At 73.2% G+C, this 12429-nt stretch carries 14 protein-coding genes; 7 read left to right on the plus strand and 7 right to left on the minus strand.

The annotated features are described in order from the left end of the window. Positions 1-7: 7 nt before the first annotated feature. Complete coding sequence (locus tag OO68_RS10530; RefSeq protein ID WP_033307939.1) at positions 8-223, minus strand: hypothetical protein; 216 nt, start codon at positions 221-223, stop codon at positions 8-10. A 115-nt stretch (positions 224-338) separates the two neighbouring features. Here OO68_RS10530 and OO68_RS10535 point away from each other — a divergent pair, with 115 nt between their 5' ends. After that, a complete protein-coding gene (locus OO68_RS10535; RefSeq protein WP_033307940.1) occupies positions 339-1244 on the plus strand; it encodes a LysR family transcriptional regulator in 906 nt (301 codons plus the stop codon). Positions 1245-1338: 94 nt separating this feature from the next. On the opposite strand, the gene OO68_RS10540 is transcribed toward OO68_RS10535, so the two are convergent. After that, positions 1339-1902, minus strand: coding sequence for an NAD(P)H-dependent oxidoreductase (locus OO68_RS10540; protein WP_033308034.1), 564 nt, complete (start codon positions 1900-1902; stop codon positions 1339-1341). Positions 1903-2030: 128 nt separating this feature from the next. Here OO68_RS10540 and OO68_RS10545 point away from each other — a divergent pair, with 128 nt between their 5' ends. The 3 genes from OO68_RS10545 (at position 2031) to OO68_RS10555 (ending at position 5493) form a co-directional block, all read left to right on the plus strand. Further along, positions 2031-2699, plus strand: a complete 669-nt coding sequence (locus OO68_RS10545; RefSeq protein WP_033308035.1) for a TetR/AcrR family transcriptional regulator — start codon at positions 2031-2033, stop codon at positions 2697-2699. 82 nt (positions 2700-2781) lie between these two features. Further along, complete coding sequence (locus tag OO68_RS10550; protein WP_403551381.1) at positions 2782-3831, plus strand: LacI family DNA-binding transcriptional regulator; 1050 nt, start codon at positions 2782-2784, stop codon at positions 3829-3831. A gap of 225 nt (positions 3832-4056) precedes the next feature. Beyond that, the gene (locus OO68_RS10555; protein ID WP_033307941.1) at positions 4057-5493 is read left to right on the plus strand and encodes a benzaldehyde dehydrogenase; all 1437 of its coding nucleotides are present in this window, start codon (positions 4057-4059) and stop codon (positions 5491-5493) included. A 16-nt stretch (positions 5494-5509) separates the two neighbouring features. On the opposite strand, the gene trxA is transcribed toward OO68_RS10555, so the two are convergent. Next, positions 5510-5896, minus strand: coding sequence for a thioredoxin (gene trxA / locus OO68_RS10560; protein ID WP_033308037.1), 387 nt, complete (start codon positions 5894-5896; stop codon positions 5510-5512). Between the two features lie 120 nt (positions 5897-6016). Here trxA and OO68_RS10565 point away from each other — a divergent pair, with 120 nt between their 5' ends. Further along, entirely contained in the window at positions 6017-7447 is a 1431-nt protein-coding gene (locus tag OO68_RS10565; protein ID WP_033307942.1) for a dihydrolipoyl dehydrogenase family protein, read from the plus strand. A gap of 183 nt (positions 7448-7630) precedes the next feature. Here OO68_RS10565 and OO68_RS10570 read toward each other — a convergent pair whose 3' ends face one another. Continuing rightward, on the minus strand, positions 7631-8275 hold the full coding sequence (locus OO68_RS10570) for a peptide deformylase (RefSeq protein WP_033307943.1): 645 nt from the start codon (positions 8273-8275) through the stop codon (positions 7631-7633). Between the two features lie 154 nt (positions 8276-8429). Between OO68_RS10570 and OO68_RS10575 the strand changes: the two genes are divergently transcribed. Further along, positions 8430-9833: a PepSY-associated TM helix domain-containing protein gene (locus tag OO68_RS10575; RefSeq protein ID WP_033307944.1), complete on the plus strand. Its 1404-nt coding sequence runs from the start codon at positions 8430-8432 to the stop codon at positions 9831-9833. Positions 9834-9898: 65 nt separating this feature from the next. Here OO68_RS10575 and OO68_RS10580 read toward each other — a convergent pair whose 3' ends face one another. The 3 genes from OO68_RS10580 to OO68_RS10590 all read right to left on the minus strand — a co-directional run bounded on the left by OO68_RS10580 (position 9899) and on the right by OO68_RS10590 (position 11258). Further along, positions 9899-10258, minus strand: coding sequence for a tetratricopeptide repeat protein (locus tag OO68_RS10580; RefSeq protein WP_033307945.1), 360 nt, complete (start codon positions 10256-10258; stop codon positions 9899-9901). A gap of 74 nt (positions 10259-10332) precedes the next feature. Next, positions 10333-10779, minus strand: a complete 447-nt coding sequence (locus tag OO68_RS10585; protein ID WP_033307946.1) for a winged helix DNA-binding protein — start codon at positions 10777-10779, stop codon at positions 10333-10335. Then, positions 10776-11258 (minus strand): MarR family winged helix-turn-helix transcriptional regulator, encoded by a 483-nt coding sequence (locus tag OO68_RS10590; protein WP_033307947.1) that lies wholly within the window; start codon positions 11256-11258, stop codon positions 10776-10778. The genes OO68_RS10585 and OO68_RS10590 overlap by 4 nt, the downstream gene beginning before the upstream one ends. Before the next feature lie 111 nt (positions 11259-11369). Here OO68_RS10590 and OO68_RS10595 point away from each other — a divergent pair, with 111 nt between their 5' ends. Further along, complete coding sequence (locus OO68_RS10595) at positions 11370-12335, plus strand: pirin family protein (RefSeq protein ID WP_033307948.1); 966 nt, start codon at positions 11370-11372, stop codon at positions 12333-12335. Positions 12336-12429 lie beyond the last annotated feature (94 nt).

Raw genomic sequence — 12429 nt, forward strand, 5'->3', positions numbered from 1 at the left:
GCGTCGATCAGTGGCTCGCGGCACCCGACCGGGCCGCCGGGCCACTGCGCGAGACGACGCGCGTGCCGCGGCCGTCGGCGACCCGGACCTGCAGCGAGCCGCATCCGCAGCGCGTCCACTCCGTGTGACCCGTCGCGGTGGTGTGCCGGGACAGCACCCGGAACGGCTCGCCCCGGTCCGGCCAACCGCAGTGCGGGCAGGCGGTGGCGTCGGTGCTGGGCATGGCTGGCTCCTCGTACGTCGTGGCTGGTGGGACGTCGCGACACAGCCAGGGTGCGTCGGGGAGTCCGTACACGTCCAGGTTGACTTTGCAGACGTCACTGTGAAGGCTGGACTTCATGATTGACCTGCGCCGACTGCACGTCCTGAGGGCGGTCGCCCACTACGGCACGGTCACCGCGGCCGCCCGCGCCCTGCACTTCACCCCGTCCGCCGCCTCCCAGCAGGTCCGGCAGCTCGCCCGGGACCTGGGCGTCGACCTGCTGGAACCGCAGGGGCGCGGGGTGCGGCTCACCCCGGCCGCCGAGAGCCTGCTCGCGCACGCCGACGCCATCCAGGCCCGCTGGGACCAGGCGGAGCTGGATCTGCGGGCCGACCACGGGGCGCCCTCCGGGGTGCTGCGTGTGACCGGCTTCCCGGTGGCCGTCTCGGTGCTGCTGGCGCCGATGGCGGCCCGGCTGGGGGAGCGGCATCCGCGGCTGTCCGTCCGGATCACCGAGGCGGGCGTTCCGGGGAGTTTCGACCTGCTCTTCGAGGGCGTCAGCGACCTGGCCGTCGTCGAGGCGACTCCGCACAACCCGCCGCTGAGCGACGCGCGGTTCGACCAGGAGCCGCTGCTCGACGACCCGTTCGACCTGGTCGTACCCGAAGGGCACCGGCTGGCGGGGCGGGCCCGGATCGATCTCGCCGAGGCGGCGCGGGAGGCGTGGATCGCGCCCGTGGAGGACAGCCCCTGCCGTCCGCACGTCCTGTCCGCCTGCGGCGCGGCCGGGTTCACCCCCGAGGTCGTCCACCACGCCCTCGACTGGAACGTCAGCGCCCACCTGGTGGCCCACCGGCTCGGCGTCGCCCTCATCCCGCGCCTGGCCCATCTGACCCCGCACCTGCCGATCGTCCGGGTGCGCTGCGCCGGCAACCCGCACCGCAAGCTCCTGACCTGCACCCGGAGCGGCGGACACGCCCGGCCGGCGGTGGCGGCGGCGCTGGAGGAACTACGGGCCCTGGCGGGCGCGGCGGTCACCTGAACGGCCCGGGCGCGGCGGCCCTGCCCCCGGGCACGCCGGAGGGGCCGGGGCCGTTGCCGGCCGCGGCCCCTCAGTGGGCACGGGGTGAGGGCGGTCAGGCCGCGGCGGCCTCCGAGACGTCGCCGTGCAGCCGGGCGATGACCTCGGTCAGCTGCTGGGCGACCTCGGCGTCGTCGGCCGGGTGGGTCTCGGCGAAGCGGGTCACCGAGCCGGGGATGGACAGCTTGACGTCCTCCAGGACCTTGCCGCCGGCCACGCCCACGGACTTGCGGGTCTCGTCGTGGGCCCAGACACCGCCGTACTGGCCGAACGCGGTGCCGACCACGGCGACCGGCTTGCCGCTGAGGGCACCGGCGCCGTACGGGCGGGACAGCCAGTCGATGGCGTTCTTCAGGACGGCCGGGATGGTGCCGTTGTACTCGGGGGTGAAGAGGATCAGGCCGTCCGCGGCGTTCGCGGCCTCACGCAGCCGCGCGGCGGCGGCCGGGACGCTGCTCTCCACGTCGATGTCCTCGTTGTAGAAGGGGATCTCGGCAAGACCCTCGAACAGGTCCACCTCGGCACCCTCGGGGGCGAGCTTGACGGCCGCCTCGGCGAGCTGGCGGTTGTGCGAACCGGCGCGGAGGCTGCCGACGAGGGCGAGGATACGAACGGACATGCTGAACTCCCACATCTGAGGCACTGCTCGGAAAGACTGCTGACGATCCGGACCGGGGTCCGTTTAATGTTGTAGCACCCTAACCGGACCGCGGTCCAGTTTTGTTCCCGATGCTTTACGCTGGCTTCATGTCCGCCGTCCCGCACCCCCTTCCGACGCCCCAGGAGCCCGTCGGCCACCCCGAGCTGGTGCAGCTGGGGACCGCCCTGGAGGGCGACGAGCCGTGCCTGCGGGCCGACGCCGCACGCAACCGCGCCCGACTGCTGGAAGCCGCCGGACGGCTGGTGGCGGAGCGCGGTGCCGAGGCCGTCACGATGGAGGCGGTGGCCGCCGAGGCACGCGTCGGCAAGGGCACGGTCTTCCGCCGGTTCGGCGACCGTACCGGCCTGCTGACGGCGCTGCTCGACCATTCGGAGAAGAAGTTCCAGGCCTCCTTCCTCGGCGGCCCGCCGCCGCTCGGGCCCGGAGCGCCGCCCGTGGAGCGCCTGCGGGCGTTCGGCTGGGCGATGCTGCGCAGGTCGACCGAGGACCTGGAGCTCCAGCTGGCCGCCGAGCCGTGCGCCACCCGCCGCTTCACCAACCCGGCCCGCAGCGTGCTGCGCCACCACGTCGTCATGCTGCTGCGGCAGGCGGTCCCGGACGCCGACTGCGAGTTGCTCTCCCATGCACTGATGGGGCAGCTCGACCCGGCCCTGGTACACCACCTGACCAGGCAGTGCGGTCTGCCCATGGCGCGCCTGGAGGAGGCGTGGACCGACCTGGTCGACCGGGTGACGGGCACGGCCCCGACCCGCTGAGGTCCGCGCCCGGAACCTCGTGACCGCTCACGGCTTCCTCACAACTCCCCCGCCGGAAGCGCGCATTGGGGCTTCTGCCAAGATGCCGTACGTCATGGTGCAGATACCGAAAACGCCCGCGCCCCCGTCCCCCGCACCGTCGCGCTCCGTGCCCACGAGCGCCGATGTGGCCCGCCTGGCCGGCGTCTCGCGCGCAACCGTCTCCTACGTCCTCAACAACACCAGCGCCGTACGGATCAGCGAACCCACCCGCCGCCGTGTGCGCGAGGCGGCGAAGGAGCTCGGCTACGTACCGCACGCGGCGGCCCGCAGCCTGCGCGCCGGGCACAGCCGCATGGTGCTGATCCCCGCGCCGACCTTCCCCGTCGGCCCGCTCTACAGCCGGTTCCTCACCGACCTCCAGAACGCGCTCTCCGCCCTGGACTACACGGTCGTGCAGCACGGCACCGGCGGCCCGCACGGCGACGAAGCCGCCCGTGCCTGGGCCGAGTTGCGGCCCGTGGCCGTGCTCGTGCCGGGCTCCGGCCTCGGTCCGCGCGGGGTCGCGGTGCTCAAGCGCTCGGGGGCGCGGGCCGTGGTCACCCTCGGCCCCGAGACCATCGAGGGCGCGCACGCGCTCCTCATGGACCACGACGTCGTCGGCCACACCGCCGGCGCCCACCTCTACGACCGCGGCCGGCGGCGGATCGGCGTCGTCGTCCCCCAGGAGCCCGGCCTGGAGACGTTCTCCGCGCCCCGCCTCGACGGCGTACGCCAGTCCGTGCGCGGCACGGACGCCACGGTGACCGAACTGCCCCTCGCCTACGACGAACTTGCCGCGGCGCGCCTCGCCGCCCGCTGGCGGGCCCTGGGCCTGGACGCCGTGTTCACCTACAACGACGAGTACGCGATGCTGCTCATGCGGGCCCTGCTGGACGAGGGCATCCGCATCCCCGAGGAGACGGCCGTGGTCGGCGCCGACGACCTGATGCTCGGGCGGCTGCTGCGGCCCCGGCTGAGCACGGTCCGTCTGGAGCTGCCCTGCGGCCGTGAACTCGCCGAACTGGTCGACCGCGCGGTACGCAGGCCCGCCACCGAACCCGAGACGCACAAGATGCTGGGGGCGACGGTGCTGCACCGCGAGTCGAGCTGACGCCCGGCACACGCCGGGCCGACGCGTGACCGGGTGCCCGGCGCCCGCGCCACGGCACGGCTAGGATGTTGCATGCTCAACAAAAACGGGGGCGCATTCCCGGGCGGCCGCGGCACACCGCTGCGCCCGCTGGGCGCGTCCCGCCCTGTGACCGCCGAACCGGCCGCGCACATACGGGAGTTCAGACCACCCCGTCAGCCGGTGACGATCGATCGGAGAGCCGTCATGCCGTTGCTCGACACCAGGACCTGGCAGCCCCGCCGCCTCGCGGGGACCGGGTACACCGTCACCGAGCCCGCCACCGGCCACGCCCTCGGGACCCTCGCCCTGGCCACCGCGGAGGACGTCGGCGCCGCCGCCGGACGGGCCGCCACCGCACAGCGGGAGTGGGCACGCACCCCGCACTTCGCCCGTGCCGCCGTGCTCCGCAAGGCGGGCGACCTGTTCACCGCGCACGCCGACGAACTCCGGGAATGGCTCGTCCGCGAATCGGGTTCCGTCCCCGGCAAGGCCGACTTCGAACTGCACGTGGCCGCCCAGGAGTGCTACGAGGCCGCCGCACTGGCCTCCCGCCCCGCCGGCCAGGTCCTGCCCAGCGAGGCGCCCCGCCTGTCGTACACGCGCCGCGTCCCGGCCGGTGTAGTGGGCGTGATCTCGCCGTTCAACGCCCCGCTGATCCTGTCCATCCGCTCCGTCGCGCCGGCCCTGGCGCTGGGCAACGCGGTCCTGCTGAAGCCGGACCCGCGCACGGCCGTCTGCGGAGGGCTGTCCCTCGCCGCGGTCTTCGCCGCCGCCGGCCTGCCGGAGGAACTGCTGCACGTGCTGCCCGGCGGCCCGGACGCCGGACAGGCCCTGGTCGCCGACCCGCGCGTGCCGGTCATCTCCTTCACCGGCTCCACCGCCGCCGGACGTGCCGTGGGCGAGGCCGCCGGGCGCCACCTCAAGCGGGCCCACCTGGAACTGGGCGGCAACTCCGCCATGATCGTGCTGGAGGACGCCGACCTCGACGCGGTGATCTCCACGGCCGCCTGGGGCTCGTTCTTCCACCAGGGCCAGATCTGCATGACCACCGGACGCCATCTGGTGCACGCGTCCCTCTACGACGAGTACGTCCAGCGGCTGGCCGCCAAGGCGGACTCGCTCGCCGTCGGCGACCCGTACCGGGACCGGGTCCACCTGGGCCCGATCATCGACGCCGGTCAGCTCGACAAGATCAGCGGCCTGGTCGAGGCCAGCAGGAGCGCGGGCGCCAAGGTCGCCGCCGGCGGCACCCACGACCGGCTCTTCTACCGGCCGACGGTCCTCGCCCACGTCGACGACCGCACCCCCGCGTACACGGAGGAGGTCTTCGGCCCCGTCGCGCCCGTCCGCTCCTTCACCACCGCCGACGAGGCGGCGGCCCTGGCCGCGCAGAGCCCGTACGGCCTCTCCCTGGGCATCGTCACCAGGGACCCGGCCCGCGGCCTGGACCTCGCCGAGCGCATCCCGACCGGCATCGTCCACATCAACGACCAGACCGTGAACGACGAGGCCGTGGCGCCCTTCGGCGGAGTAGCCGCCTCCGGCACCGGCGCCCGTTTCGGCGGTGAGGCCAACCTGGAGGCCTTCACCGAACTGCGCTGGACGACGGTACGCGGAGACGTGGCTCCGTACCCCTTCTGACGCTGAGCGGGGTCCGTTAGCCGGCCTGCTGGCCCTCCTGGGCCTGCTGCTCGGCGATCGCCTTGCGCACCTCGTCCATGTCGAGGTTGCGGGCCTGTCCGATGACGTCCGTCAGGGCGGCCTCGGGCAGGGCCCCGGGCTGGGCGAACACGGCGACCTGGTCACGGACGATCATCAGTGTGGGGATGGACTGGATACCGAAGGCGGCGGCCAGCTCGGGCTGCGCCTCGGTGTCCACCTTGCCGAACACCAGGTCCGGGTTCTCCCCGGCCGCCTTCTCGTACACCGGGGCGAACTGCTTGCACGGCCCGCACCAGTCGGCCCAGAAGTCGATCAGGACGAACTCGTTGTCCGTGACCGTCTGGTCGAAGTTCTCCTTGGTGAGCTCCACGGTGCTGCTCATGGCGTACATCCCTACTTCCTGGTGTGGGGTCAAGCCGTCGGCACAACACGGCCGACCGGACACGTATTCCGCGCCCCTACCCATGTGGCCAGGGCGCACACCACCCACCAGACTGACCCCATGACGGAAACGGAAACCAACGCGTACGACGTCGTGGTGCTCGGGGCCGGGCCCGTGGGGGAGAACGTCGCCGACCGCACCCGCGCCGCCGGACTGACCACCGCGGTCGTGGAGAGCGAACTGGTCGGCGGCGAGTGCTCCTACTGGGCGTGCATGCCCAGCAAGGCCCTGCTGCGGCCGGTCATCGCCCGCGCGGACGCCCGCCGCGTGCCCGGGCTGCGCCAGTCCGTGCAGGGCCCCCTCGACGCGGCCGCGGTCCTCGCCCACCGGGACTACTACACCTCCGACTGGAAGGACGACGGCCAGGTCGGCTGGCTCGACTCCATCGGCGCCGACCTCCACCGCGGCCACGGCCGACTCACCGGGCCGCGCACGGTGACGGTCACCGGCCCCGACGGCGGCGAGCGCGTCCTGACCGCCCGGTACGCCGTCGCCGTCTGCACCGGAAGCCGCGCCGCCCTGCCCGGCCTCCCCGGGCTCGACGCCGTCAAGCCGTGGACCAGCCGCGAGGCCACCAGCTCCCACACCGTGCCCGGCCGGCTGATCGTGATCGGCGGCGGCGTGGTCGCCACCGAGATGGCCACGGTATGGCAGGCCCTCGGCTCGCAGGTCACCCTGCTGGTCCGCGGCAAGGGCCTGCTCCCCAGGATGGAGCCCTTCGCCGGGGAACTGATCGCCGAGGCCCTCAAGGAGGCCGGAGCCGATGTCCGTACGGGGACCTCGGTGGAGTCGGTGACCCGGGAGAACGGGACGGTCGTCGCCGTCACCGGCACGGGCGAGCGCATCGAGGCCGACGAGATCCTCTTCGCCACCGGCCGCGCCCCGCGCACCGACGACATCGGCCTGGAGTCGATCGGCCTGGACCCCGGCTCGTGGCTCCCGGTCGACGACAGCCTCCGCGTGAGCGGCCACGACTGGCTGTACGCCGTCGGCGACGTGAACCACCGCGCCCTCCTCACCCACCAGGGCAAGTACCAGGCTCGCATCGCGGGCGCCGCCATCGCCGCGCGGGCCACCGGAGAGACCCTCCTGGCGGAGCCCTGGGGCGCCCACGCCGCGACCGCCGACCACACGGCCGTCCCGCAGGTCGTCTTCACCGACCCGGAGGCGGCGGCCGTGGGCCTGTCCCTGGCCGAGGCGGAAGAGGCGGGGCACCGGGTGAGGGCCGTCGACGTGGACCTGTCCACCGTCTCCGGGGCAGGCCTCTACGCCGACGGCTACCAGGGCCGCGCCCGCATGGTCGTCGACGTCGAGGACGAGATCCTGCGGGGTGTCACCTTCGTCGGCCCCGGCGTCGGCGAACTCATCCACTCCGCGACCATCGCGGTCGCCGGCCAGGTTCCGGTCGGCCGCCTGTGGCACGCCGTCCCGTCGTACCCGACGATCAGCGAGGTGTGGCTGCGGCTGCTGGAGGCGTACCGGGACGCGTGACCCGTGGTCCGTCCGGGCCGGGGTGAGGCGGGGCGACGGTTCCGCCAGTCGTCGTCCCGAAGGTCCTCCTCCGCCTCCGGCAGGAGCGGCACCGGTCCGGCCGCCAGCGCGTCGACGGTGCCCTCGTCGTGCGTGACCATCACGATCGTGCCCTGGTAGGTGCCCACTGGACGGATCTGCTCGCTACGGCAGCTCGAAGCCCAGCGCCCGCGCCGCCTCCTCCGGCGTGGGCCGGCCCCAGCGCTCCGCCATCGCCTGGTTGGAGGACAGCGAACGCAGCTCGGCGCGGTCCAGATACAGGACACCGTCGAGGTGGTCCGTCTCGTGCTGCACGATCCGGGCCGGCCAGCCCGAGAACACCTCGTCCAGCGCCCGCCCGTGCTCGTCCTGCCCGGTCAGCCGCACCTCGGCGGGCCGCGTCACCACCGCCTGCCAGCCCGGCACGCTCAGGCAGCCCTCGAAGAACGCGGCCCGCGCGTCACCGACGGGCTCGTAGGAGGGATTGACCAGGACGCGGAAAGGCTGCGGCACCCGCCCGCGCACGAGACGCACCTCCTCCGGCACCGGCGCCGGATCCTCGATCACGGCGATCCGGAGCTCCACGCCCACCTGCGGCGCCGCCAGGCCGACGCCGGGCGCCGCCCGCATGGTGATCCGCAGGGCCTCGACGAACCGGGCCAGCAGGGCGGGCTCCAGCTGACCGTCGAACGGCTCGCTGCCGCGCCGCAGCACCGGGTCACCGGCCGCGACGATGGTCAACGGCAGCCCCCCGTCGAGGAGTTGCCCGACCCGTTCGGCCAGGGGTGCGCGATCGTCCGGAGTTCCCATCGCTTCAGGATGGCATGGCACCCCCCACCCCCATGTGATGCACGTCATATGACTTCGCCGGGAACCGAACGCCCCGCCGCTCCGACTACTGCACCGCAACGGCCACCGCCGACACCGCAACGGCCCAGAAGACACCACCCGGAGAAGCCCGCCGATGACCACCGCTCCCTCGACCACCACGGACGAGGCCCCCCAACCAGCCACCCCGGCCCCGTCGAAGAGCACCTGGGCACCCCTGCGCCCGCTGATCCTCCGTCTGCACTTCTACGCCGGGGTGCTGGTGGCGCCCTTCCTCCTCGTCGCCGCCGTCACCGGTCTGCTGTACGCCGGTTCCTTCCAGGCCGAGAAGCTCGTGTACGACCACGAGATGACCGTCCCCGTCGGAGAGCGGAAGCTGCCGGTCGGCGAGCAGGTGGCCGCCGCCCGCAAGGCCCACCCCGAGGGCACGATCTCGGCCGTCCGCCCCTCGCCGGAGGCCGACGCGACGACCAGGGTGATGCTCTCCGGCGTCCCGGGCGTCGGCGAGGGCCACACGCTCGCCGTGTTCGTCGACCCGTACACCGCGAAGGTGCGCGGCTCCCTCGAACAGTACGGCTCGACCGGCGCCCTGCCGTTGCGCACCTGGATCGACGAGTTCCACCGGGACCTGCACCTGGGGGAGACGGGGCGGCTCTACAGCGAGCTGGCGGCCAGCTGGCTGGGCGTCATCTCGGCGGGCGGACTCGTGCTGTGGTTCTCCCGGCGCCGCGCCCTGCGCAAGGTGCGGGGCACCAAGGGGCGGCGCCGCACGCTCGGACTGCACGGCAGCGTCGGCGTGTGGGCGGCGACCGGGTTCTTCTTCCTCTCGGTGACCGGTCTGACCTGGTCGGCGTACGCCGGAGCCCACATCGACGAGCTGCGGACCTCACTGGGCCAGGCCACCCCGTCGGTGTCGGCCGCGGCCGGCGGCGAGCACGGCGGCCACGACGCCGCCGCCGGGCAGGCGGGCGACGCCGCGCACGGCGTGGGCCTGGACAAGGTCCTGGCGGCGGCGCGGGCCGAAGGGCTGGGCGACCCGGTGGAGATCGTGCCGCCCGCCGACGCGAACTCGGCGTACGTCGTCAAGCAGGTCCAGCGCAGCTGGCCCACGAAGCAGGACGCCGTCGCGATCGACCCGGCCAGCGGCGAGGTCGCCGACGTGCTGCGCTTCGAGGACTACCCGGTGCTCGCGAAGCTCACCCGCTGGGGCATCGACCTGCACACCGGCGTCCTCTTCGGCCTGGCCAACCAGATCGCCCTGATGCTGCTCGCGCTGTCCCTGATCCTGCTGATCGTCTGGGGCTACCGCATGTGGTGGCAGCGCGGCCGCGGCAGCGCCTTCGGCCGTCCGATCCCGCGCGGCGCCTGGCAGCAGGTCCCGCCGCAGATCCTGGTGCCGCTGCTCGCGGGCGTCGCCGTCCTCGGGTACTTCCTGCCTCTGTTCGGCATCCCGCTGGCCGCGTTCCTCGCCGTCGACGTCCTGCTGGGGGAGATCGCCTACCGGCGGGGGCGGCGGTCGTACGGAACACCGGCCGGGTAGCGAAGCCCCCGGCACACGAATGCCCGGCTCCTCACGGAGCCGGGCACCTTCGGGTACGGCCCGGGTCAGCGCTCCTCGAAGTCACCCGCGAGCGCCGAGGCGATCCGCAGGTGCGACTCCGCCTCCTCGTGCCGGTTCTGCCGCTGGAGGGTGCGGCCGAGCATCAGCCGGGCGTAGTGCTCCACGGGGTCCCGCTCGACGATCGTCCGCAACTCGCCCTCGGCGCGGTGCAGTTGGGCGGAGTGGTAGTAGGAGCGCGCCAGCAGCAGCCGGGGCCCGGTCTGCTCCGGCACCTCCTCGACCAGCCCGACCAGGACGCGCGCGGCGGCGGCGTAGTCCTTGGCGTCGAAGAACAGCTGCGCGCGCTCCCAGCGCTCGGCCGGGGTTCCGTGGGCGTAGTACGTGGTGTCCTGCGTGGCGTTCACTCGGGGCCTCCTTCGAGGCCGACAACCGGGTCCGCCCGTCCGGTATTCCGCCTGCGGGTGTAGGGGGAGAGCCCCTAGCGGGTCAGGGTGGCCAGTTCGGTGCCGTACCGCTCGGTGAGCAAAGTCAGTACGCGGCCCGTGACGGCCAGGTCCTCCGCCGGGATGCCGTCGTAGATCCGCGCGGTGATGGGGGCCGTCGCGGCGGAGGTGATGGCGTACAGCTCGCGCCCGGCGTCCGTGATCCGCACCTCCGCCTCCCCGTCCGGGGCCAGCAGCCCTGCGGTGATCAGCTCGTCGAGCACGCCGTGCACCTCCCCGGCGCCGGTCCTCAGCGCTTCGGTGACGCCGTCGACGAGCTGTTCGCGCCCGACCGGGCCGTCGGCGATCGCGGCGAGGCGGAGGGTGACGGACTGCTCGAAGGTCATGCCGTGCCGGTCCAGCACCTGCTGGAGGAGGGCGCGGCCGGCGTAGTGGGCCAGGCCGATGACACGCGGGTCGACGAGGGGCGTGGTGGTGGTCATGACTGCTCCGTCCCGTTCTCGCTGAAGGGTTCAAGAGGTGCGTCGAGCAGGGCCGTCAATGCGCGCGTGAACTCCTGTGTGCGGGCGCTGTCGAGGCCGCCGAGCGGGCCGAGGAGCTGCTGGAGGAGGCCGTGGACGACCTCGATCGCCCGCCGGGTGACCTCGCGGCCCTGTTCGGTGAGGGCGAGCTGCACCGCGCGCGGGTCACGCGGGTCCCGGGTGCGGTCCAGGAGCCCGGCGCTCTCCAGGGCGCGGGCCAGCTTCGACACGTAGAGGGGCTCCAGCCCGGTGTGGTCGGCGAGGCGGCGCTGGCTGGGCCGTTCGCCGGAGCGCTGCATGCCGTGCAGCGAGGCGACCAGGGAGTACTGCGCGTGGGTGAGGCCCAGCGGGGCCACCGCGCGGTCGACCGCGACCCGCCACTTCATCGACAGCCGCCACACCAGGAAGCCCGGCGTCGCGCCTTCGGTGCCGTTACTCATGCCAAATACAGTACATGGCGACTATATACATGGCTACTATTCCTCGGCATCTGCGGCGCGGCCCGAACGTGACGCTGACGCAGGCCCTCGGGCCGGACTAGGTTGTGCGCCATGAGCAATCTTGAGCGCGAGGCGGCCCCCTCCCTGTGCGGTGGCCGTGGCTTCGTGGTGGCGGAGCCGGTGCGTGAACTCCTCAGCCCGCGCCGGGTGAAGCTGGGCGAGTCCAGCGAGGTCCGCCGGCTGCTGCCCAACCTCGGCCGCCGGATGATCGGAGCCTGGTGCTTCGTCGACCACTACGGTCCTGACGACATCGCCGACGAGCCCGGCATGCAGGTGCCGCCGCACCCCCACATGGGCCTGCAGACGGTGAGCTGGCTGCACGAGGGCGAGGTCCTGCACCGCGACTCCACCGGCAGCCTCCAGACGATCCGCCCGCGCGAACTCGGCCTGATGACCTCCGGCCGGGCCATCAGCCACTCGGAGGAGAGCCCGCGCTCGCACGCCCGTTTCCTGCACGGCGCGCAGCTCTGGGTCGCGCTCCCCGACAGTCACCGCCACACCGAGCCGCGCTTCGAGCACCACGCCGGTCTGCCGGTCGTCACCGCACCCGGCCTGACGGCCACGCTGATCCTCGGCGACCTGGACGGCGCGACCTCACCCGGCACGGCGTACACCCCGATCGTCGGCGCCGACCTGGCCCTGACCCGGGGCGCGGACCTACGCCTCCCCCTGGAGCCGGACTTCGAGTACGCCGTCCTGTCCATGTCCGGCGAGGCCCACGTCGACGGCGTCCCCGTCCTCCCCGGCTCCATGCTGTACCTCGGCTGCGGCCGCGGCGAACTGCCCTTGCGGGCGGAGTCGGACGCCAACCTCATGCTCCTGGGCGGCGAGCCGTTCGAGGAGGAACTGATCATGTTCTGGAACTGGATCGGACGGTCCCAGGAGGAGATCGAGCAGGCGCGTCAGGACTGGATGGAAGGGACACGTTTTGGCGAGGTAAAGGGGTACGACGGGGATCCGCTGCCGGCTCCCGAACTGCCGGCGACGCCTCTGAAGCCACGGGGAAGGGCACGCTGACCAGCGAAAATGTTCGAGCGGTCCGTGGTGGGCGAGTGCTTCCTCGCTACGCGTCGCCTTTTGCAGCGACCGCCCTGCCACCGCAAAGGCAGGA

Source organism: Streptomyces iakyrus, assembly GCF_000717055.1.
GTDB classification, from domain to species: Bacteria; Actinomycetota; Actinomycetes; order Streptomycetales; family Streptomycetaceae; genus Streptomyces; species Streptomyces iakyrus.

Bases quoted from the DNA above. Each gene is read 5' to 3' on its own strand.
- OO68_RS10570 (WP_033307943.1), bottom strand. From the start codon at position 8,275: ATGGGAACTCCGGACGATCGCGCACCCCTGGCCGAACGGGTCGGGCAA.
- OO68_RS10535 (WP_033307940.1), top strand. From the start codon at position 339: ATGATTGACCTGCGCCGACTGCACGTCCTGAGGGCGGTCGCCCACTAC.
- OO68_RS10575 (WP_033307944.1), top strand. From the start codon at position 8,430: ATGACCACCGCTCCCTCGACCACCACGGACGAGGCCCCCCAACCAGCC.
- OO68_RS10550 (WP_403551381.1), top strand. From the start codon at position 2,782: ATGCCGTACGTCATGGTGCAGATACCGAAAACGCCCGCGCCCCCGTCC.
- OO68_RS10565 (WP_033307942.1), top strand. From the start codon at position 6,017: ATGACGGAAACGGAAACCAACGCGTACGACGTCGTGGTGCTCGGGGCC.
- OO68_RS10555 (WP_033307941.1), top strand. From the start codon at position 4,057: ATGCCGTTGCTCGACACCAGGACCTGGCAGCCCCGCCGCCTCGCGGGG.
- OO68_RS10595 (WP_033307948.1), top strand. From the start codon at position 11,370: ATGAGCAATCTTGAGCGCGAGGCGGCCCCCTCCCTGTGCGGTGGCCGT.
- OO68_RS10530 (WP_033307939.1), bottom strand. From the start codon at position 223: ATGCCCAGCACCGACGCCACCGCCTGCCCGCACTGCGGTTGGCCGGAC.
- OO68_RS10540 (WP_033308034.1), bottom strand. From the start codon at position 1,902: ATGTCCGTTCGTATCCTCGCCCTCGTCGGCAGCCTCCGCGCCGGTTCG.
- OO68_RS10590 (WP_033307947.1), bottom strand. From the start codon at position 11,258: ATGAGTAACGGCACCGAAGGCGCGACGCCGGGCTTCCTGGTGTGGCGG.
- trxA (WP_033308037.1), bottom strand. From the start codon at position 5,896: ATGAGCAGCACCGTGGAGCTCACCAAGGAGAACTTCGACCAGACGGTC.
- OO68_RS10585 (WP_033307946.1), bottom strand. From the start codon at position 10,779: ATGACCACCACCACGCCCCTCGTCGACCCGCGTGTCATCGGCCTGGCC.
- OO68_RS10545 (WP_033308035.1), top strand. From the start codon at position 2,031: ATGTCCGCCGTCCCGCACCCCCTTCCGACGCCCCAGGAGCCCGTCGGC.